This is a genomic window from Glutamicibacter sp. NPDC127525 (assembly GCF_042672105.1).
Taxonomy (GTDB): Bacteria; Actinomycetota; Actinomycetes; order Actinomycetales; family Micrococcaceae; genus Glutamicibacter.
This window is the reverse complement of sequence record NZ_JBHXVN010000011.1, coordinates 26,405-45,690: the sequence shown is the minus strand read 5'-3', so window position 1 is coordinate 45,690 and position 19,286 is coordinate 26,405. Positions and strand designations below refer to the sequence as shown.

Genomic DNA, 19,286 nt, shown 5'->3' with positions numbered 1-19,286 from the left:
AAACCGTACTGGGGGCGCTGGGAAAGGCGCCAGGAAGAACCGCCGGAAAAGTTGTTGACGCTGTGCTGAAGCACACATAGTATTGTGATCATCAATTGATATATCAGTATCCGGCCAGAGGTTGGCGAGTCTGCCCGCAGCTGCTTCCGAAGGCAGGGGCGGCGCGCAGTTCCGCTGGGAAAACTCAGACCGGACGGCTTTGAATCCGCGGCGCAGAGCACTGCGCGGAAGCCAGGCGCAACCGCATGAAAATCCCCCGAAAAACCACTACGAGCCATGGCGAAGCTAATGCCATCTCGGCGAAACCAAGGAGCGGCACGATGACCGAACCGAACAACAAGTATGTCCTGACCCTCACCTGCGCCGAGCGCCCGGGCATCGTGCATGCGGTCACCGGGTTGCTGCTCAAGCACCATGGCGACATCCGGGAGCTCAAGCAGCATGACGACCAGCTTTCCGGGACGCTCTTCATGCGCATCGAATTCGAGGTCGCCGCGGCGGAGGATATCCCTGCCGAGATCGCCGAACTCGAGTCGGGCCTCGGCCAGCTCGCCGATGAGCACCAGGCGACCTGGGGTTTGCGCCCGGCCGGCAACAAGAAGCGCGTGGTGGTGATGGTCTCCAAGTTCGGCCATTGCCTGCATGACCTGCTGTTCCGCGCCCGGATGGGGGAGCTGCCGGTGGAGATCGCGGCAGTAGTCTCCAACCACCCGGACCACCGGCAGCAGGTCGAGTGGAACGGGATTCCGTTCTTCCATATTCCTGTCACCCCTGAGACCAAGCCCGAGGCCGAGTCCAAGCTGATGGACCTGGTGGAGCGCTTCGAGGTGGATCTGGTGGTGCTGGCCCGCTACATGCAGGTGCTCTCCGATGATCTCACCCGCAAGCTCACCGGCCGGGCCATCAACATCCACCATTCGTTCCTGCCCTCCTTCAAGGGGGCCAAGCCCTACCACCAAGCCTTCGAACGCGGGGTGAAGACCGTGGGCGCCACGGCGCACTACGTGAATTCGGAGCTGGACGAGGGGCCGATCATCACCCAGCGCGTCCAGGAAGTGGACCACAGCTACGCGCCCGAGCACCTGGTGGCCGCCGGACGCGATACCGAGTGCAAAGCCCTGTCCGATGCGGTGCGCTGGCACTGCGAAGACCGGGTCTTCCTCAGCGGCTCGCGCACTGTGGTGCTGCGCTAGCACCCTCCGGGCCAAAGGCCCCGGCGGAGATTCGACGGACATCATATGACGATGCCCGCCGAACCCGGCCGGGGCCTTTGCTGTTGCCCGCCGTTTGGGCCCGGAGGCGCTCGACCGGAGGCGCAAAGGCCGGGAAGACAGTGCGGTCGAATGCAGGGGCACGGAAGTTTTCCCAAGTTAACCTAGGAATTATCCTTGTCTTGGCCACTGGGGCTATGCAAGGCTATGGATCAAGCGGGTGCTTGTGACCCAGCTCATGAAATAAGAACCAGCGGCTCCCAGAAGGAATGTGTCGATGTTTGGACTACCGGCGTTCACGACCATGGTCATCATCGGGGTTCCGGCCCTCTGGGTGATCTACACAGCTGTTTTCCTGTGGCTCAGCCGCGGCTGGAAGCGCGAGGATGCGAAGGAGCAGCAGTGAGCATCGAAATCCTGTTCCTGGTCATCTATTTCATCGCCATGGCCGCCATCGGCTTCTGGGCGATGAAGCGAGGCAAGCAAGATGCCGAAGGGTTCCTGCTCGGCGGACGCAGCCTCGGCCCCGGTGTCACCGCGTTGCGGCTGCAGAGTTCTTCCATGTCCGGCTACATGTTCATGGGTGCCGGATCCATGGGCTACACCCAAGGCTATTTCAGCATGTGGTACGCGCTGGGCGACCTGGGCGGCGGCATCCTGAACCTCTCGGTCCTGGGCCGGCGCATGCGCAAGCTATCCCAGATCCTGGGGTCCATCACCTCCATCGAGTACCTGGAACACCGCTACCCCTCGAAGTGGATCCGGCTCATCGCCGCTCCCGTGGCGCTGTTCTGCATGTTCTTCTACGTCCTGGCCCAGTTCATCGCCGGCGGCCGCGGATTGGAAATGGTCTCTGGGGTTTCCTTCCCGGTGGCCTTGGCGATCGCCATCGGCGTGATTGTCCTCTATACCTTCCTTGGCGGCTACCTGGCTGTGGCCTACACCGACTTCGTGCAGGCCATCATCATGGTGGTCGGCATGGTCTGGATCCTGGTTGCCACGCTGATGGCCGTGGGCGGTTTCACCAAGGGCAATGAAGCCGTGGGCGGGATCAACCCCAACCTGCTGACCATGTGGGGAGCGGATCTGGGCTACCAGGGACAGTGGGGAGTCATTCTCGGTGCGCTGCTGGTCTTCTCCATCGGCTACATGGGCTGGCCGCACGTGGTGGTCAGCCACATGGCCATGAAGAAGCCATCGGTGGCACGCACCGCAGGGGTCTACTCATTGGTATTCAACTTGCTGTTCATCCCCGGCCCCTACCTGGTGGGCCTGTTCGCGCTGATCCTGCTGCCCAACCTGGCCAACCCGGAAACCGCGATCTTCGAGGTCGCCGACGCGGTGCTGCCGACCTTCGCCGTGGGCATCGTCATGGCAGCGATCATGGCAGCCATCATGTCCACCGCCGATGCCCTGCTGCTGCAGGCCGGCACCATCGCCAGCCAGGACATCTACGCCCGGTTCATCAACAAGAACATGAGCGATGCGCAGATGGTCTGGGTCTCGCGGATCACCGTGCTGGCCCTGGCCATCATCGGCTATGGCATTGCCGCTTTTGATCCTCCCGCGGTGGCCGCCGTGGTGATCTTCTCAACGACCGTGCTGGGCAGCGCCTTTGTCCCTTCCTATATCTGCGCGGTGTGGTGGAAGAAGGCCAATACCGTTGGCGCGATCTCCTCGATGGCCGCCGGCACACTGGTCTCGGTGCTCTGGCAGGTGTCCGGCGCGCCGGATGCCACCGGCATTGATCCGATGGTCACCGGCATCCTGGCCTCCACCGCGGCCATGGTCATCGGCAGCCTGGCCAGCCAGAAGTCGCATCCCGTGCCGGAGCATATTGGCCGGGCCCTGGATGAGACCGCGAAGATCGGCCCGATCCCGAAGAAGATGCTCATGGGCCAGGATGCACTGCTGGCCAGCCAGGCGGAAATGGCGGCCCGCGGTGAATGAACTGGTGCTGAAAACCTTGGTCGATGACCAGGACGCGCAACGCATCCTTGCCGCCAAGGCGCCAGGGCTGAGAGTCGAGTCGGCCAAGCTGCGCCATCATCCCTTTGCGGGGTTCATCTTCGAGGTGCCGCAGCTGGCCGGGCGGTCAGGGCAGGCGCACGCCTTGGTGGACTACTACTCGGGCAAGGCCTTCGTCTGCGATCCGTGGCAAGCCGAAGATGCGGAAACCGGCCAAGTGCTGGACCGGGTGGCTGATCCGCAGTGGAACACCATCGATTTCGACACCGCACGCCGGCGGGCCAAGGCCCTGCTGTCCACCGAGGCGCTGCGCCGGGCCCGGCTGGCCTGGCGCGGCGGGGTCCGGGAAAAGAGCAGTGTCGCAAAGGTCTGGAAACCCAACTGGATGATCGAAGCGAGCCTGGAGAAAAAGTCCTACCGCGTCATGGTGGACGGACTGAACGGCGGCTACTTCATCATCGGCAGCTGAGACTGGAAACGCCGGAGGACGGCGCAATGACCAAGATCCATCCCACCACAGGAAGACATCGGAGATTCAATGAAGAATATGCCAAAGCAGTTCCCCGCTCAGTTGCTGAAGAAGGGCTCCTGCATCGTTGCCGGCTCGGCACTGTTCCTCGGCTTGGGGCTTGTCCCGGCCAATGCCGTAGGCAACGGGCCGGACTACACCGGAAATGAAACCATCAACACCTCGATCCTGCATACGCACGAGTCGATGGCCGCCGAACTGCGCAAGCAGGATGCCAAGCAATCGGCGATGGAACTGGAAGTCATCGGCCAATCCGCCAAGGGACGCGATCTGTTCCTGGCCAAGTACCTTTCTAACCCGGAAAATCCCACGATCATGTTCCTCACCCAGCAGCACGGCAACGAGCAGCTGACCACCGAGGGGACCCTGGAAGTGATCAAGCACCTGGGCTCGGGGCGGATGAAGGAGGTGCTCAAGGACGTCAACATCCTGGTGGTGCCGATGCTGAACCCGGATGGCGCCATGGGCGATGTGGACTTCCCGCTCGATGACTACATCGCCTCGGGGGACCGGCACCTGACCCGTTACAACGCCAACAACGTGGACATCAACCGGGACCACGTGGCCAAGACCCAGCCGGAAATCCAGGCGCTGCATAACAATGTGCTCTCCGCCTACGGCATCGACTACATGATCGACCTGCACCATCAGGGCACCCGCTCGGCGGTGGACGGCAAGCTGGTGTCCGGCTCGATCCTCTACCCGACGACCCCGGACGTGCCTGAGGAAGTCCGCGAGGGTTCCAAGCGCCTGGGCGCAGTGGTCTACCAGAATGTCGACCGGACCGGCTGGGGCCACTTGGGCAAGTACGTGGGCGGGACCGCCAACACCATTGCGCGCAATGGCATCGCGGCCGAATACGGCATTTCCACCTTGCTCTTCGAAATGCGCGGCATGAGCGATCACAGCAACCCGGATTATGTCCTGGGACAGAAATCCAATGGCTACTTGCGCCAGCAGACCATCCTGACCCTGGAGAGCACCATCAAGGCGGTAGCCGATGGCTCCGTGGAAACCATGGACACCTCGTTCTGGGACAGCCTGCCGGAGCAGTCGACGTTGCCCGGAGAAGAGGCTGACGAATAGCCGATCCAGTTGATGGCGGGCCCGCAAGGGCCCGCCATTGTCCTGCCTGGAGCAGGAGAACCGCGCTCGGCCCGAAGCGCTGCTGGCCCTAGGGGCGCATGCGGTACGTTTCTACTAGCACTGTCCATACCGGCAAGGAAGCTGAACCATGCTCATCCGCAATGCCCGCCCCTGGGGCGGTCCGCCCAGCGACATCCTGATCGAGGGCGGCAAAATCGCGTCGATCACCGCCCACGACCCGCAGCAGGTGCGCAACCTGGCAGATGTCGATGGCCGCGGGCGCATCCTTCTCCCCTCCTTCTCCGACGTGCATGTGCACCTGGATTCCACGCGCATCGGCCTGCCCTTCCGCGAGCACACTGGACGCCCGGGAGTGTGGGGCATGATGAGCAACGACCGCGAAAACTGGCGGGATGCGGAGATCCCGCTGCCCGAGCGCGTGGCCGGAACCCTGGAACGGATGATTGCCCGCGGCACCACGCGGGTGCGTTCCTTCGCCCAGGTGGATGTGGATTCCAAGCTGGAGAAATACGAGGCCGTGGTGGCCGCGAAAAAGAAGTTCGCCAACGAGGCCGAGGTGCAGATCATGGTCTTCCCGCAGGCAGGGATCCTGCGCGAGCCGGGTACCGTCAAGCATCTCGAGGACGCGCTGGAAGCCGGTGCGGATGCCATGGGCGGCATCGACCCCTGCGCACTGGACCGCGACCCGGTCCGCCACCTCGACGTGGTGTTCGGGCTGGCCGATAAATACCAGGTGGATATCGACGTGCACCTGCATGAGCCCGGTGCGCTCGCCGTCTTCTCGGCAGAGCTGATTGCCGAACGCACCCGGGCGCTGGGCATGCAGGGCAGGGTCAACCTGTCCCATGCCTACGAGCTGGGCAGCGTCAGCGAGGCTGCCAGCCGCCGGCTGATCGGCACCTTCGCCGAGCTGGACATCTCGCTGACTTCCGTTGCGCCCAGCACCTCCAATCATCTGCCGCTGGTGGACCTGGTTGGAGCCGGGGTGCGATTCGGCCTGGGGGAGGACGGGCAGCGCGACTACTGGAGCCCCTACGGGAACTGCGATCTGCTGGACCGGACCTGGCAGCTGGCTTTCGTCAACGGGTTCCGCCAGGACGAACTGATCGGGCATGCGCTGGCCGTGGCCACCATGGGCGGCGCCTCGATCATGGACCGCACGGTGCCACGCCTGGCTTCGGTGGCCGACCGCCCGGGATTGGCCGTAAGGGACCGGGCCGATCTGGTGCTGGTGGATGGCGAGAGCATTGCTTCCACCGTGATGGACCGGGGCACCGACCGCACCGTCATCCACGACGGGCGGGTGGTGGCCGAAGGGTTGAAAGTGCTCTCGGTCGAAAAACCGTACTGACGGGACGCGCTACCGCTAGCGGTGGCGCAGCGAAGCCACCCACGGCTCGCCGAAGATCAGCTGGGTGCGGCAGTGCGCCACCTGGGGCAGTGCCAGCAACTTGTCGATGATCAGTGTCTGCAGTTCGGTGCTGTTGGCCACCGCGACATGGACCAGATAGTCCTCGCTGCCGCTGACGTTGTACAGCGCCAGGGTTTCGGGCAAAGCTAGGGCCTTCTGCACGAAGTCGTTGGCAGTGTCGCGGGCGTGCGGACGGATCTGGATTCCCAAAAACGCCTGCTCGCCCTTGCCCAGCAGGCTAGGCAGTACATGGGCGCGGGTAGCCACGATGGTGCCATTGCGGCGCATGCGCCGGATCCGCTCCAGGCAGGTGCTGGGCGCGACCCCCACCTCGGCCGCGATCTCCTTGTTCGGCATCGTGGCATCAACCTGCAGCAATTCCAGTATTGCCCAATCTACCGAATCCAATTCGGGAGATTTGATTGATTTCATTTCTGAGTCACTCATGGACTGATTCTAGCGAATTTGACCCCTAGTCTGAATCTGGAATAGCAGTTGAGGCTGGAGGGATGGCATGGGGGTCGAATCATGGGTGGCATTTGCCCTGGCGCTTTTGGGGGCGTTGGCAGTGCCCGGCCCCGACCTGGCCCTGGTGGTGCAGGCGGCCACGCGTTCGGTCCAGCAAGGCGTGTCCACGGCTGCAGGAGTAGTCACCGGGCTGATGCTGCATGCGCTGCTGGCGGTGGCCGGGTTGACCGCGCTGCTGATTTCGGCGCCAGGGGCCATGGCCGCCGCCCAGATTCTGGGTGCCGTGGTGCTGCTGTGGATGGGGGCCAGCATGCTGCGCGCAGGACTGCCCCGGGCGGACAGCACCATGCCGGCACAGGCACCACAGGCCCGGAGCGGCTACGCCCGCGGGCTGCTCACCAATGCAACCAACCCCAAGGCGCTGCTGTTCTTCGCTGCCATCCTGCCGCAGTTCATCGGGCAAGCCGAAGGCGCCTCAGTCCGGACCGCGTTGCTTTGCGCGACGGTGGTCCTCGGGGCCGGTCTGTGGTGGGCCGGGGCCATCACGGTCGTCCGGTTCTCCGGCGTGCATCGATCGCCATCCGCTGGCCGCATCGTGACCTTGGCCGGCGGGGTATCCTTGGTGGCAATTGCCCTCGGACTGCTAGCTGCCGCGGTGCTGGGGCTGGCTGATCCGATTGCCGGATGGCACCGGTAAACCACGAAATCGATAGGGCGCTCATCGGCTGCCTGTTGGAAAGGAAGAGAAAATGACCCGCATTCTGATTGCCGGTGCCGGTGCGACCGGCGGCGCGCTGGGAGCACGCCTGCTGGCGGCCGGAAGGGACGTGACTTTTCTGGTGCGCGAACGCCGCCAGGCCCAGCTTGCCGATCATGGACTGCGCTTCAGCGCCCCGGATTCCCAAGGTACCTGGCCGGTTCGGGCAGTCACCGCTATCGCGGGTGAAGAGCCCTTCGACCTGGTGATCGTCGCGGTCAAAGCCCCGGCGCTGGCCTCGCTGATCCCGGAACTGGCCGGCGCTATGGGAAATCGCACCCGCATCCTGCCGCTGCTCAACGGCATGGCCCATATCGACGCCCTGGAGCAGGCCTTCGGCGGGCGGGTGCTCGGCGGCATTGTGAAGATCGTTGCCACGCTGGATGAGCAGGCAGTCGTCCAGCAGCTGACCGGCCTGTGCCAGCTGGGTCTCGGCGGTCTGCACGGACAGGAGATCCCCGAGCCGATCATCGAGGCTCTTGATGTGGGTGGCATCGAGCTTGGAGTGCTCGACGATGTTCTCGCCCGGCTCTGGGAGAAGTGGGCTTTCATCGCCGCGGCCGGGGTGATCACCTGCCTGTTCCGCGGGAATATCGGCGATATCCTCGCCGCCGGGGGAGAGCCCAAGATCCGCGAAGCCGTCGGCGAATGCGAACGGATCGCGTCCGCGGCCGGTTATCCGGTCAGCGAGGCGGGGCATGAGCAGTCCATCGGGCTGCTGACCGAGCCGGGCAGCTCGTTCACCGCCTCGCTCTACCGCGACCTGGGCCACGGCACTCCTGTCGAGGCCGAGCACATCATCGGGGATCTGGCCGCAAGGGCGCAGCAGCTGGGCGTCGCCGCCCCGCTGCTGGATGCCGCGCTGCTGCAGCTGCGCACCCACCAGCAATCGCTGGATCGTGCCGGCACTTCCGCCGCCGGATAAGCCGAAGGCCGCGGTGCCGGAACCTGAAAGTCCCTGCGCCGCGGCCTTCGAAGGCAGCAAGCTATGTGGCGCGCAGCGCGACGAACGTCGCCGAAACGACCTCGGTGACCGCGCGCTCCCAGTCGCCGAGCAAGCCCAGCACGTTCTGACCATCGGAACGGCGGCCTTCCAGCTGCCCAGCCAGTGCGGCCAGCGTCGCGGTGCGCAGCTCGGTGTTCAAATTGACCTTGCCCACCCCGAAGGAAATGGACCGCGAGAGGTCCGCAGGCGCAATGCCCGAAGCCCCGTGCAGCACCAGCGGCACCGTTGATTCGGCGTGGATGGCTTCAAGCACATCCCAGTGGATTTTCGGTTCGCCCTTGTACCGGCCATGGACATTGCCGATGGCCACGGCCAGCAGCTGCGCGCCGCTGTCCTGGACGAATCGGGCCACCTGCGCCGGATCGGTCAGCTGGGAGGCGCTCTGCTCAAAGGCCTTGTCCTCGTTGCCCGGCAGGGCACCCAGCTCGGCTTCCAGCACCACCTCAGGGCCGATCAGCGAACGAACCTGCTGGACGAAGGCGGTATTCTCCTCCAGCGTCCCGGCCGAGCCGTCGGCCAGCACCGCGGTGGCGCCGGCTTGCACCGCCCGCACGATCAGCTGCGCGTCGCTGGCGTGGTCCAGCTGGATGGCTACCGGAACGGCGGCCTGCTCGCCCAGGGTGCGCAGGGCGGAGATCAGCCGCAGGCCCGCGGTGGAGCTGGCGGCCTTCGGCGCGACATTCAGGATGACCGCGCGGTCCTGGGCTTCGGCCTCGGCGACCACGGCCAGCGCGGTGGTGATGTCGTAGCAGGTGAAGGCGGGGACGGCGTGCCCTGCGGCAATGGCCTGGGCGGCCATCTGGTTCATGGGGGTGAGCATCGGGATTATTACACTCCTGCAGCGGTGATGATGGCGTAGGTAATGGCGGTGAGCGCGAACCCGGCCACGCCCAGCACCGTGGTCAGCACGGTCCAGGTGCGCAGGCCCTCGGCCACGGACAGGCCCAGGAAGCGGGTGACAATCCAGAAGCCCGAGTCGTTCACGTGGCTCAGGCCGAAGGCGCCGAAGCCCACAGCGACCAGGATCAGCACCGTCTGCACGGTGGAGAAATCGCCGGCTTCCACGGCTGCGGCCAGCAGGCCGGTGGTGGTGATAATTGCGACCGTTGCAGAGCCCTGCGAGGCGCGAAGGATGGCGGCCAGGATGAAGGCCATCACGATGATCGGCAGGCCGGCCGCAGCCAGGGACTCAGCCAGCACGGTGCCGATGCCCGATTCGGTGAGCACCTTGCCGAACACCCCGCCGGCGCCGGTCACCAGGATCACGATGGCCGCCGGGGCCAGAGCGGAGTCCATGACCTTGCCGGTCTGCTCGCTGGTCCAGCCGCTGCGCACGCCCAGCAGGTAGTAGGAAACTAGCACGGTGACCAGCAGCGCGACAGCAGGGGATCCGACAAAGCCCAGGATGTTGGCCGCAGTGGATTCAGCGGCCACCAGGGAACCGCCCACGGTGCCGAGCATGATCATCACGATCGGCAGCAGGATCATGGAAATGACCATGGACGAGGTCGGGGCCTTGGTCTTGGCCAGGGTGGTGCCGGTTCCGGAAGCGCCGAAGGATTCGAACTGCTCTGCGGTTTCCGGAAGCATCGGGATCTCGCGGCGGTTGATGCGCTTGGCCACGAAGTAGCTCAAGACGCCCAGCGGGGCGCAGAACGCCAGGCCCAGGATGGTGGCCCAGCCGATATCGGCGCCGAGGATCTCTGCGCCGCCGACCACACCTGGATGCGGCGGAACCACTACGTGGATGGCCAGCATGATTGCGCCCACCGGCAGGCCGATCTTCACCGGCGAGACCCCCAGGGCCTTGGCGAAGCCGTAGATGATCGGCACCAGCACGATGAAGCCCACGTCGAAGAACACCGGAATGGCCAGCAGGAAGGCCGCGGTGGTCAGCGCGGCGATCACCCGGCGCGGGCCGAAGAGCGCGGTGAAGCGGGTGGAAAGCACCTGGGCTCCGCCGGAAATCTCAATGACCTTGCCGAGCATCGCGCCCAGGCCCACCAGCACGGCGACGCTGCCCAGCGTGCCGCCCATGCCCTCGGTGACCAGGCCGGCCACCTCTTGGATGGGGATGCCCGCGGCCAGGGCCACGAGCATGCTGACCAGAAGCAGGACGATGAAGGCGGGCATCTTGAACTTGATGACGCCGAGCAGCAGCAGGGCCACTCCGGCCACTGCGATCAGTAGCAGCATTAGCGGGCTCATGGGTTGTGTCGTCTCCTTTGACGCGGTGCGCGGGTGTCGAACTCGCGCGCTGATGACTTTACTGGGCAGCCTTCGGGGCTACGACCTTGATGACGGCGGAATCGTCGGCCGCGGCCAGCTCGTGGGCTTCGCCCAGCAAGTAGAGCTGTTCGGCCGCCGAGGCCACCGGGGTGGACAGGTGCAGGGAGCGGGCCGCGGAGGTCACGATGCCCATGTCCTTGACGAAGATGTCCAGGCGCGAGAGCACTTCGGCACCATCCTCGGAGTAGGCCTCGAGCATGCGAGGGCCGCGGTTGCCGAGCATGAAGGAGTTCGCGGCGCCGGCCTGCAGCGCTTCCAGGGTGGTGGCCTGGTCCAGGCCGAGCTTGTCCGCCAGGGCCAGGGCCTCCGCGGCCGCGGCGATGTGCACGCCGCACAGCAGCTGGTTCACCGTCTTCAGGGCCTGGCCATCGCCGGGCTTGTCGCCCACGATGCTCAGGGTGGAGGCCAGCAGCTCCAGCACCGGGCGGACCTTCTCCAGCTGAGCCGGCTCGGCGCCGACCACGATCAGCAGGTCGCCTTCGCCGGCGCGCACCGGGCCGCCGGAGAGCGGCGCGTCCACCAGGCCCAAGCCCAGTTCGGCCAGGCGCTTGGCGGTGGCGGGCACTGCTTCCAGGCCAACGGTGGAGGTCAGGATGACCACTGCGCCGGCTTTGAGCTGCCCGGCCACGCCCTGCTCGCCGAAGAGCACGGCATCCAGCTGCTCGCCGTTGCGTACTGCCAGCAGCAGCGCATCAGCGCCGGTGACCGCTTCGCGGGCGGAAGCGTAGGTAGTGATGCCCGACTGGCTGGCCAGGGCCATGCGTTCGGCGGAGATGTCGAATCCGTTGACTTCCAGCTTGGTGGCCAGGCGGGTTGCCATGGGCAGGCCCATGGCGCCCAGGCCGAGGACTGCAACTTTGGTAGTGCTCATTGGGATCTCCAGGAAATTGTAAAGATGGTTAGAAAGTGGCGCTCAGCTTGGCGGTGACGGCGGTCAGCGAGCTGTCGTCGCCCACGTTGCCGGCGAAGACGATGTAGGGGATGCCGGCGGCAGGTCCGTCCACCGATTCCCAGAGCGAGACAATGCCCGGGAGCATCGGCCCGCGCACGATGGCATGGCGGATTTCCAGGCCATGGGCGGCGACATCCGAGGAGGTGATCCCGCCCTTGGCGATCACGAAGCGCGGGGGAGTGGCGTGCAGGATCAGGTTGACGACCGAAACCACCGCAGCGCTCACGGTGCGGGCGATCTCCAGCGACTGCGCCGCGTCATCGGTTTTCACCAGCTTGCGCGAGGTGTGCACGATGACATCCTGGGTGGCCAGGGCGGCGCTGATCTGCGCGGCTTTGCCGTTCAGGTAGGCCTCGGAGCCGTCGGCGAGGATTTCCGGGACGTCCAGCTCGATCACCGTGGCATTCGAGTGCCGACTGGTCAGGTCGGCCAGCTGGCGGGTGGTCACGCCCACATGGGAGCCCACAACGATCAGCCCGCCGGCGGTGCGCCGCTCGGCGCCGTTGCCCGCGTAGATCTCCTCGGCGGACAATGGCTGCCGTTGCTGCTGGCCGATGCGGGCACGCACGAAGGGCGGGCCCACGCGGCACAGCACGCGGGTTCCGGCCGCTTCGGCCTGCTGCAGGCCCTCGGACAAGGCCAGCAGGTCATTTTCCGTGACGATATCCGCGGTGGCGACCTGTGCGTTGGAAGCTTCGGCCAGGCGGCCGGCGATGGAGGAAGCGCCGGAACGGATGGTGTCCAAGTCCAGGACCATCACGTCCTTGGCCGCGATGCGCCCGGCGGTCTTCTCGGCGACGTAGTCCGGCAGATAGCTGGTGCTGAATCCGAAGGTGGCGTCTTTGGCAAACTCAGTCTCGCTGACCTTGGCGACCTGGCCATCGATGGTGCGCATGTAATGCTCGCCGGCCACGGTGATCCGCCCGGCTTCGCCGAAAGCAGGAACCATCAGCACGGCATCCACCGAAGAATCCGGATCCACGGCGGCCACGGTGGCGGCCAAGGTGTCGGTTTCCAGCGGGAAATGCCCGCGCAGGGTGGAGTCGCTACGGCTGACAAAGGACACCGACAGGCCGGTTTCCGCCGCTGCCTGCAAGGCGGCCCGGGCTACCTGCTCATTGCGCAGTGCGGCGTCGTCGGCGTCCAGGGAGCGGGTGTTGGTGAGCACGTAGACGGCCAGCGGGCGTTCGCCATCCAGCTGCAGGGCGAAGGCCCAGCGGAAGTCCTCGACTTCCCAGCTGGTGAGCACCGGAAGGTTGCTGACCGATTGGGTTCCGGTCGGGTCGTCATCCAGGACCACCAGCACGCTGCCGGTGGAGCGCGCGGCCTCGGCGATTTTCGCGGGCGCGATCTCGCGCTCCGGGAGGTATCCGGCGAGCAACTCGGACTCAAGCATGGTCAAGGACTCCTTTGTCATTGGGCAATGCCTCGGCATCATAGGTAAGATGTCAGACATCTGTCATGACGATTAGTGTTACATGGATTGCGGTCAGCCGCAACTGCCTGCGGGACATAGACTGGACAGGTCTTTGGCGGGATGAATTGTCCCGGGGATGGAGGAAGCATGGCCCGGAAGTCATTGGTCGTAGAGGTCGCCGACAGCGTCTTGGACCGCATAGTCAGCGGTGAACTGTCGGTTGACGAGTTGATTCCTGGCGAGCTGGAACTCTGCGAGACCCTGGAAGTCAGCCGGATGACGGTGCGCGAAGCGATCAAGACACTCGCGGCGCAGAACATCATCCGCGTCGAACGGGGCCGCGGGACCTATGTGAATCCGGTCAACATGTGGAACTCGCTGGAGGCGGTAGTACGCGCCACAACCGCCGGCGTGGGGGCGGCCGCGGCCGCCGTGCAGCTGATCGAGTTGCGCCGCATGCTGGAAACCGGCGCCTGCGAGCTGGCCGCCTCGCGGATCACCGAGGAGCAGCTGGCAGTCATGGGCGAACTGCTCGAAGCCATGCGCGCCGCACACGCGGCCACCGATCTGGACGGCTTTGTCGATGCAGACCTGGAGTTCCACGACGTGATCCTGCGGGCCTCGGGCAATGTTTTCGTTTCGGCGCTCTACGAGCCGCTGGGCCGAGTGCTCTCCTCACGGAGGCGCGAGACCAGCGCCTTCGCGCAGATCCAGCAGCATGCCATCGCCGAGCATGAGCACATCCTGGTTGCGCTTCAGCGGCACGACAGCTCCCAAGCACGCCAAGCCATGGACAACCACATGCAGCAAACGCTGGATGATTTGAACACCTTCGTGCTCAATCGATAGCCACCCAGCCAATTGCCGTTTGGCACCCTGGCGGGAACGCGGTATCCAGGGATACGGAGTGCATCCCTGCGTGCTGGGCCATGAGCAGCTGACCGGGATGCATGGCAATGACGCAGAAGCCGAGCTCAGGCGTTGAAACTCTCGGCGAGCAGGCGATAGGCATCCAACCGGTCTGCCGGGTCGCAGACCAAGGTATTGAGCATCAGCTCGTCGGCACCGTGCTCCTCGGCCAAGGCCAGTAACCGGTCGTGGACCTGGTCCGGGGTGCCTACGATCAGCGCCTTGCTGCGCTCCTCGGCACGGGCCAGTTCCTGCGTATTCCACGGGTGGCTCGCCGCCGTTGCCGTCGAGGGGATCGGTCCATCGTGGCCGAGGTCCTTGCGCACGCGCCAGAGCAAGAGCGCATTGGCCAGGGCCTGCGCCTTCTCTTCGGTTGAGGCGGTGGCAAAGCGAACGGCCAGCACGGTGTGGGCGGCGTGCCCCGCATTGGCCGCGGCCTCGCGGTAGGCCCGGGTGGCAGGCTCGCCGCCAGCAGGGCGCAGGAAGTGCCCATGGACGTAGCCCGCCCCGAGCATTCCAGGCAAGGGCGCGGTGGAACCGCCAGCGCCCAGTACCCAGACGCGGCCTGCCGGTTCGGTATCCGAGGGCTCGTGGACGGCGTCCGAATCATGCACCAGGGCGGCAATCTTCTGCGCGTAATGCGGGTCCGAGAGTGCAGCGCGGCCCACGCCGATGTCCACCCGGTCCGGGTGCACGGCGGCCAGCAGGCCCATGGCTTCGGAGACCTTCTGCGCCTGGTAGTACGGCAGCAAGATGGCACCGGTGCCGACCCGAATGGTTTCCGTGCGTTCCAAAGCCAGCGCGGTCATCATTTCCGGGGCGGCACTGGCGAAGGATTTCGAGTGGTGGTGCTCGGCAAACCAGATGCGGTGGTAGCCCAGCGCTTCCGCATCCTGAGCCAATTGCAGGCCGCTGGACAGGGCCTGGCCTGCGGTGGGGGCATGCTCGGTGAGCGGGCCCTGGTCAAGTATGGAAAGCCTCATGCAGGCAGGCCTGCTTTGCGATTCTCCGGGGCAAGCTGCAGCTGCATGATCATGTCCTTTCAACGGCGAGGGTCCAGTCAGTGAGCTTACCGCGTTGCGCAGGGCAGCGGGGCATCCAAGACGCGGCAAGCAGGGGAGCGCTGGCGATCCTTGCCTCCACCCTGAGGGGGGAGGCGGGGCAACGGATATCATTCCCAGTCGGGAGGACATCGCCGGCGCGCGGAACTAGTGTTGACACGTAGAGAAAGCAGCAGCTGCGTCCACCTGAGAAAAGGAATCCCATGCACGGCACTTCGCGTTCAGCATCCAACCGCACTTCGACCTGGCTGGCGGCCAGTTCCGCAGCGCTTGTCCTCGGCATGGGCCTGACTGGATGCGGCGCCATTGAAAGCTATGACAAATCGACTGCGGATGCCTGGGCGGTGACCTACGAGATCACCGTGAGCGGGGAAGCCGCCGATGCGCTGAGTGATGTGTCCTACCTGGACTCGCCCAGCCGCGGCGAAGACTCGGCCGAAGTGACCGAGCAAGCGGTGGCCACGACCAGCGGTGCTGGCAAGAACAGCGAATCGATCTGGACTGCGCAGAGCGTCATCACGGCCGAAAAGGATGCAGCCATCGCGGCTACGCCTGCCGCAGGCAGCACCGCCACCTGCCGGATCCTGCTCGACGGGGTAAAGGAGATCGCGGCGCAAACCGGCAAGCCCGGCGAACGCGTGGAATGCGGCGTAACGACCCCTGCCTTCGGGGAAAAATTGAACCCGGCATCAGCCAAACCATGATCGGAGCGGGTATCGGAAGCATTTGATGAGTAGTTGGCGTGCTCCGAAACCAAGCGAGCATCCCCAGAGGTCGGGGGAGTGCCAGCGCCTATCTGGCACTAGCCACGAAGATAAAATGCCGAAGCCCTGCAGCTATCAAACAGCTGTAACCCTGCGGCAGTCCGCGAATGCAATTGCCCTTCATCAAGTTAATTTTCGATGATTTATAGAAAGCAAATTCTCTAGTAGTTGACTCATTCGCCATAGGATGCGATCAGCGCGACGGTGCGCTTCGGGAGTCGGACTTTGAATGGAGATGGGGTATAGGATGGCACCTTCAGAGAAGCCAGTACAAACCACCACCGACGGGCGCTACCTGATAATCAAGGGGCGGCGGTGGAGAGCCAGTGATCCCTCGATTCCTGCGAAATTACGACAAGAGCTGGTCAACGAGCTGATGTCAGCCCGCCGGGCAGTCAAGCAAGGCGAAATCGGCGCTAGCAAGCGTGTGAATAATGCCAAGCTCGCACTGGGCGAACGTGGACAGCCGTGGTGGGAGGAGCCGGAATCGGATTCAATGGGAGAGCGAATTCGCGCGACCATTCGCAGCTTGCTGAGCCATAGGGCAAACACGTCAATCTGCCCGAGTGATGTTGCACGCATAGTGGGCGGGCCGGACGAAGGGTGGCGTAAGTACATGGGACAAGTGCGCCAGATTGCCGCGGCATTGGCCGTGCAAGGTGAAGTCGTTGCAACTCAAAATGGCGAGCCCGTGGAAGCTGACGGTGTCAAAGGGCCAATTCGGATTAGACGCCGACACCCAGGCGAATAAAATTGCCCGATCTCTAGGGGAAGAACCGAGAATATGCTGGCACCGAGGTCTTCATGCCCGGTGAAGAAGGAGTGCTTCGGGCAAGGAGTCGACCCTCTAGACGCCGTGCTCGGTGACCATGAGCCGGCTGTGGTCGCTAAGCTATCGACCGTAATGCTGGAGCGATTTAAAGAGGCAGTAGCTGTCGTCTTCGCGGTCAATATCGAGCATAACTCGGTAGGGGATGAACTTTTTCGCTGAGCTCCTGGAATCCGTCCTTAAATGTTTAACTGCCGAAGTTCCAACGAAAGGAGGCAGTCGACTGAAGTGGACGCTGCGTCCCAGGTAACTTTACGTGCTGATGGTGAGCATTTCTTAATGATTTTCACGAAAAGGCGTCATTGAAAGGGAACTGGCAGGCAGAAGATCCCGGTTCGAAGGCTACGAAAGGGGAGCATCATCGCTTCATGGGTAATGCCATCACGCTTTGTGCACTTTGTTGTGGCTTAGTGGCTGTTCTGGATCCTGGTATCCGCAACCCTGGATAGAGGACCGAGGCCAACAACTAGCCCCCAGAAGAAGCCCGGTTCTGGCCCATTAGCGGTCCAACCCAACATGGGTATTGACCAGCCATGAGAATGAGCCAGGACCGCTGGGCTGAAGGGCTTACTGGCTGGCGCCCGCCGCGACGGGCGCTTCTGCGTGGCAGCGTTCCGGGAGAGGATATCGAGCCGGTGAGGTGGTTCGCGACTGCATAGCGGGGCAGGCTGGGATCTTGTGGGCGACGGCAGTGTTCTTCCAGAATTTCACACGGAACTCAGCAATGAGCTCGGTCGCCAGGCGTTCGAAGAACTCTTCCATGGTGAGTCGATCAGCGCAGGCCCTGGTGACTTTCAGTGCTGCTTGGGGGACGGTGACATGCATCATGTGCAGTTCTTCGGTTTGCGGATCGAGCATGGCCACCAGCACTGCACGGCCATGGATTGATGCCATGCCCATGGCATCGTTGAGCGATTCGGCAGGCTGCGTCATGACGATCGGCATTCCCTGCGCCCAGCCGTAGTCGGACAGGTGGGACTTGCCTTCACGGGTGGCGAGAAAATCAGCGACTCTGACTGCGGTTCGGGTTCGTGCGATTCGACCTGGCATTTTAGATACTTCCCTTTCGTGCACTGCTCATGAAAAATATCGATGTGGACGTAATTCTCCGCAGTGAGATGCGCTTCGGAAAGGTCCCGTCGTTTTGGTGGTGCCGCTCTTGGCGTGCGGCGGGTGCTGCAGATCCTAGGCCATGCTCAAATCTGCATGGGATCCATCTGATTCACTTCCCAAACTGGTAGGTTCGAACCCTAAACCAGTGGTGGGGGCCAGCGAAGGTGCGGTGGAAGGCTGATCGAGCCAATGTGCTGGGAGTCCAGCTTCGGGCGCGTGCTCTGGTGCTGCGAGCAGGCTCTCCTTGCCGGCGACGGCGAACTGCAGATTCTTCACCTCGAATCGGACACCGAGCGCTGTCTCCATCTGCGGCATGAGGGTGTCGTTGACATATTGCATCAGCGAGGATACGTCCCGTTCACTCTTCGCGGTGCAGGCCAAATTCACGACCAGCTGCTCCGGGGACCCGGTAATGGTGCATATTGCTGAATGCACCGCGTCCCGGCTCCGACACTCTTCAGAGGCGAAGGCGGCGATCTTGTGGATTCGCGTGGTCCACGAATTGGTGTCATGCATCGTTGTTTCTACGGGAACTGCTAAGGATTCTTTCATCTTTCACTCCGGTACTGATAGCTGTTTCGTAGTAGAATATATTTAGACAAGCTAACTATTAGATAGGTTACATGATTTTTTCTGTGTTGAGCAAGCTGGACCTCGCGAAGAAGGGTATTGGAACCCCAGGGGTTGCGGGCATGGCGTTCGTATCCGGCGGAAGGAGTTTTCATGAGTAGGTATCAAGCCAGTGGGTATTGGTACGGCGAGGGCCGTTCGGTGCCCGAGGCGGTGGATTTGTTGAATCTGATGCGCAAGTACCGTGAGGCGGAGCGCAAGATGCGAGCTGCGACCCGCGGTTCGATGGGAATGAATGAGACCGATATGTCGGCGCTGCGCTTCCTGCTCGCTGCGCACCGTAAGGGGTTGGTTCCCCGCCAGCGGGATTTTGCTGAGGAACTGGGGATCTCCAATGCCTCGGTGTCGGTATTGATCGACCGGTTATGCCGCGATGGGTATGCCGAGCGTATTGTGCATCCTGCAGATCGGCGGTCTGTGGGAATTGTGCCCACTGACTACAGTGATACGGACGTTCGAGGAACGCTGCATCGGATGCATGAGCAGATGATGGATGCCGTATGCACGCTCTCCGAGGCCGAGAGGGTTGCGGTTGCCAAGTTCCTGAAGGCCATGATCCGCAGCGTCGAGATCGAGGACGAGCCAAGCCAGCCTTCCAGGGGGAAATCTCAGATGGCGGAGAGCACCGCGTCTTCCCGGTAGGTGCAGAGCGCATAGCACCGCTTTATCCACGCTGGAAGATCTGACCGATACCTTAGTTAGCAGACCGACCAAGGGATAGTAGCCCGTTTAGTTTCCTTCAGTGATTTTGATTCTCCACGTGCTCTAGTTGAGTGATCGTCTGACGCGCGAGGGGCCTAGTTCCTGTGTTTCTGAAGACAGGTTTCTGAGGAAAACCTTGTGGTAGCTGTCGCAGGCAACTTGG

The 19,286-nt window shown here is 63.6% G+C and carries 20 protein-coding genes; 12 read left to right on the top strand and 8 right to left on the bottom strand.

All coding sequences use genetic code 11. From position 1 onward, the window contains the following. Positions 1–320: 320 nt before the first annotated feature. The 6 genes from purU to ACFVHU_RS18090 all read left to right on the top strand — a co-directional run bounded on the left by purU (position 321) and on the right by ACFVHU_RS18090 (position 6,166). Positions 321–1,193 carry a formyltetrahydrofolate deformylase gene (purU, locus tag ACFVHU_RS18115; protein ID WP_105658923.1) on the top strand — a complete coding sequence of 291 codons (873 nt, stop codon included), beginning with the start codon at positions 321–323 and terminating at the stop codon, positions 1,191–1,193. A 295-nt stretch (positions 1,194–1,488) separates the two neighbouring features. Further along, the gene (locus tag ACFVHU_RS18110; protein WP_286134668.1) at positions 1,489–1,617 is read left to right on the top strand and encodes a hypothetical protein; all 129 of its coding nucleotides are present in this window, start codon (positions 1,489–1,491) and stop codon (positions 1,615–1,617) included. Beyond that, complete coding sequence (locus ACFVHU_RS18105) at positions 1,614–3,161, top strand: sodium/proline symporter (RefSeq protein ID WP_388025921.1); 1,548 nt, start codon at positions 1,614–1,616, stop codon at positions 3,159–3,161. Before ACFVHU_RS18110 ends, ACFVHU_RS18105 begins: the two co-directional genes overlap by 4 nt. Next, entirely contained in the window at positions 3,154–3,648 is a 495-nt protein-coding gene (locus tag ACFVHU_RS18100; protein ID WP_388025918.1) for a hypothetical protein, read from the top strand. Before ACFVHU_RS18105 ends, ACFVHU_RS18100 begins: the two co-directional genes overlap by 8 nt. A 78-nt stretch (positions 3,649–3,726) precedes the next feature. Further along, positions 3,727–4,794 carry a M14 family zinc carboxypeptidase gene (locus ACFVHU_RS18095; protein ID WP_105658962.1) on the top strand — a complete coding sequence of 356 codons (1,068 nt, stop codon included), beginning with the start codon at positions 3,727–3,729 and terminating at the stop codon, positions 4,792–4,794. 148 nt (positions 4,795–4,942) lie between these two features. After that, positions 4,943–6,166, top strand: a complete 1,224-nt coding sequence (locus tag ACFVHU_RS18090; RefSeq protein WP_388025915.1) for an amidohydrolase family protein — start codon at positions 4,943–4,945, stop codon at positions 6,164–6,166. A gap of 15 nt (positions 6,167–6,181) precedes the next feature. Here ACFVHU_RS18090 and ACFVHU_RS18085 read toward each other — a convergent pair whose 3' ends face one another. After that, entirely contained in the window at positions 6,182–6,673 is a 492-nt protein-coding gene (locus ACFVHU_RS18085) for an Lrp/AsnC family transcriptional regulator (RefSeq protein WP_332727784.1), read from the bottom strand. Between the two features lie 67 nt (positions 6,674–6,740). On the opposite strand from ACFVHU_RS18085, the gene ACFVHU_RS18080 reads away from it, so the two are divergent. Both ACFVHU_RS18080 and ACFVHU_RS18075 read left to right on the top strand, forming a co-directional pair. Then, a complete protein-coding gene (locus tag ACFVHU_RS18080; protein WP_388025912.1) occupies positions 6,741–7,391 on the top strand; it encodes a LysE family translocator in 651 nt (216 codons plus the stop codon). 52 nt (positions 7,392–7,443) lie between these two features. Then, positions 7,444–8,376 carry a 2-dehydropantoate 2-reductase gene (locus tag ACFVHU_RS18075; RefSeq protein ID WP_388025909.1) on the top strand — a complete coding sequence of 311 codons (933 nt, stop codon included), beginning with the start codon at positions 7,444–7,446 and terminating at the stop codon, positions 8,374–8,376. Between the two features lie 61 nt (positions 8,377–8,437). On the opposite strand, the gene ACFVHU_RS18070 is transcribed toward ACFVHU_RS18075, so the two are convergent. The 4 genes from ACFVHU_RS18070 to ACFVHU_RS18055 are packed head-to-tail and all read right to left on the bottom strand — an operon-like array spanning position 8,438 to position 13,115. Beyond that, positions 8,438–9,265 carry a class II fructose-bisphosphate aldolase gene (locus tag ACFVHU_RS18070; RefSeq protein ID WP_388025906.1) on the bottom strand — a complete coding sequence of 276 codons (828 nt, stop codon included), beginning with the start codon at positions 9,263–9,265 and terminating at the stop codon, positions 8,438–8,440. A gap of 20 nt (positions 9,266–9,285) precedes the next feature. Then, complete coding sequence (locus tag ACFVHU_RS18065) at positions 9,286–10,665, bottom strand: GntP family transporter (protein ID WP_388025903.1); 1,380 nt, start codon at positions 10,663–10,665, stop codon at positions 9,286–9,288. A 58-nt stretch (positions 10,666–10,723) separates the two neighbouring features. Continuing rightward, positions 10,724–11,617: an NAD(P)-dependent oxidoreductase gene (locus ACFVHU_RS18060; protein WP_105662339.1), complete on the bottom strand. Its 894-nt coding sequence runs from the start codon at positions 11,615–11,617 to the stop codon at positions 10,724–10,726. Positions 11,618–11,645: 28 nt separating this feature from the next. Next, entirely contained in the window at positions 11,646–13,115 is a 1,470-nt protein-coding gene (locus ACFVHU_RS18055) for a four-carbon acid sugar kinase family protein (protein WP_388025900.1), read from the bottom strand. Between the two features lie 147 nt (positions 13,116–13,262). On the opposite strand from ACFVHU_RS18055, the gene ACFVHU_RS18050 reads away from it, so the two are divergent. Next, a complete protein-coding gene (locus tag ACFVHU_RS18050) occupies positions 13,263–13,964 on the top strand; it encodes a FadR/GntR family transcriptional regulator (RefSeq protein WP_388025897.1) in 702 nt (233 codons plus the stop codon). 125 nt (positions 13,965–14,089) lie between these two features. Here the strand turns inward: ACFVHU_RS18050 and ACFVHU_RS18045 are convergent, their stop codons facing one another. Continuing rightward, positions 14,090–15,007 (bottom strand): LLM class flavin-dependent oxidoreductase, encoded by a 918-nt coding sequence (locus ACFVHU_RS18045; protein WP_388025894.1) that lies wholly within the window; start codon positions 15,005–15,007, stop codon positions 14,090–14,092. Between the two features lie 281 nt (positions 15,008–15,288). Here ACFVHU_RS18045 and ACFVHU_RS18040 point away from each other — a divergent pair, with 281 nt between their 5' ends. Both ACFVHU_RS18040 and ACFVHU_RS18035 read left to right on the top strand, forming a co-directional pair. After that, complete coding sequence (locus ACFVHU_RS18040; protein ID WP_388025891.1) at positions 15,289–15,789, top strand: hypothetical protein; 501 nt, start codon at positions 15,289–15,291, stop codon at positions 15,787–15,789. Positions 15,790–16,096: 307 nt separating this feature from the next. Next, positions 16,097–16,600 (top strand): DUF3253 domain-containing protein, encoded by a 504-nt coding sequence (locus ACFVHU_RS18035; RefSeq protein WP_105658963.1) that lies wholly within the window; start codon positions 16,097–16,099, stop codon positions 16,598–16,600. A 645-nt stretch (positions 16,601–17,245) separates the two neighbouring features. Here ACFVHU_RS18035 and ACFVHU_RS18030 read toward each other — a convergent pair. Both ACFVHU_RS18030 and ACFVHU_RS18025 read right to left on the bottom strand, forming a co-directional pair. Further along, positions 17,246–17,728, bottom strand: a complete 483-nt coding sequence (locus tag ACFVHU_RS18030; RefSeq protein WP_105658938.1) for a hypothetical protein — start codon at positions 17,726–17,728, stop codon at positions 17,246–17,248. 135 nt (positions 17,729–17,863) lie between these two features. Beyond that, positions 17,864–18,307, bottom strand: coding sequence for a hypothetical protein (locus ACFVHU_RS18025; RefSeq protein ID WP_332488113.1), 444 nt, complete (start codon positions 18,305–18,307; stop codon positions 17,864–17,866). Positions 18,308–18,514: 207 nt separating this feature from the next. On the opposite strand from ACFVHU_RS18025, the gene ACFVHU_RS18020 reads away from it, so the two are divergent. Further along, positions 18,515–19,063, top strand: coding sequence for a MarR family winged helix-turn-helix transcriptional regulator (locus ACFVHU_RS18020; RefSeq protein WP_133833958.1), 549 nt, complete (start codon positions 18,515–18,517; stop codon positions 19,061–19,063). Positions 19,064–19,286 lie beyond the last annotated feature (223 nt).

Coding starts and splice junctions, on each gene's coding strand:
- ACFVHU_RS18075 (WP_388025909.1), top strand. CDS start 7,444: ATGACCCGCATTCTGATTGCCGGTGCCGGTGCGACCGGCGGCGCGCTG.
- purU (WP_105658923.1), top strand. CDS start 321: ATGACCGAACCGAACAACAAGTATGTCCTGACCCTCACCTGCGCCGAG.
- ACFVHU_RS18090 (WP_388025915.1), top strand. CDS start 4,943: ATGCTCATCCGCAATGCCCGCCCCTGGGGCGGTCCGCCCAGCGACATC.
- ACFVHU_RS18085 (WP_332727784.1), bottom strand. CDS start 6,673: ATGAGTGACTCAGAAATGAAATCAATCAAATCTCCCGAATTGGATTCG.
- ACFVHU_RS18040 (WP_388025891.1), top strand. CDS start 15,289: ATGCACGGCACTTCGCGTTCAGCATCCAACCGCACTTCGACCTGGCTG.
- ACFVHU_RS18070 (WP_388025906.1), bottom strand. CDS start 9,265: ATGAACCAGATGGCCGCCCAGGCCATTGCCGCAGGGCACGCCGTCCCC.
- ACFVHU_RS18030 (WP_105658938.1), bottom strand. CDS start 17,728: ATGCCAGGTCGAATCGCACGAACCCGAACCGCAGTCAGAGTCGCTGAT.
- ACFVHU_RS18035 (WP_105658963.1), top strand. CDS start 16,097: ATGGCACCTTCAGAGAAGCCAGTACAAACCACCACCGACGGGCGCTAC.
- ACFVHU_RS18055 (WP_388025900.1), bottom strand. CDS start 13,115: ATGACAAAGGAGTCCTTGACCATGCTTGAGTCCGAGTTGCTCGCCGGA.
- ACFVHU_RS18110 (WP_286134668.1), top strand. CDS start 1,489: ATGTTTGGACTACCGGCGTTCACGACCATGGTCATCATCGGGGTTCCG.
- ACFVHU_RS18025 (WP_332488113.1), bottom strand. CDS start 18,307: ATGCATGACACCAATTCGTGGACCACGCGAATCCACAAGATCGCCGCC.
- ACFVHU_RS18080 (WP_388025912.1), top strand. CDS start 6,741: ATGGGGGTCGAATCATGGGTGGCATTTGCCCTGGCGCTTTTGGGGGCG.
- ACFVHU_RS18045 (WP_388025894.1), bottom strand. CDS start 15,007: ATGAGGCTTTCCATACTTGACCAGGGCCCGCTCACCGAGCATGCCCCC.
- ACFVHU_RS18050 (WP_388025897.1), top strand. CDS start 13,263: ATGGCCCGGAAGTCATTGGTCGTAGAGGTCGCCGACAGCGTCTTGGAC.
- ACFVHU_RS18020 (WP_133833958.1), top strand. CDS start 18,515: ATGAGTAGGTATCAAGCCAGTGGGTATTGGTACGGCGAGGGCCGTTCG.
- ACFVHU_RS18060 (WP_105662339.1), bottom strand. CDS start 11,617: ATGAGCACTACCAAAGTTGCAGTCCTCGGCCTGGGCGCCATGGGCCTG.
- ACFVHU_RS18065 (WP_388025903.1), bottom strand. CDS start 10,665: ATGAGCCCGCTAATGCTGCTACTGATCGCAGTGGCCGGAGTGGCCCTG.
- ACFVHU_RS18095 (WP_105658962.1), top strand. CDS start 3,727: ATGCCAAAGCAGTTCCCCGCTCAGTTGCTGAAGAAGGGCTCCTGCATC.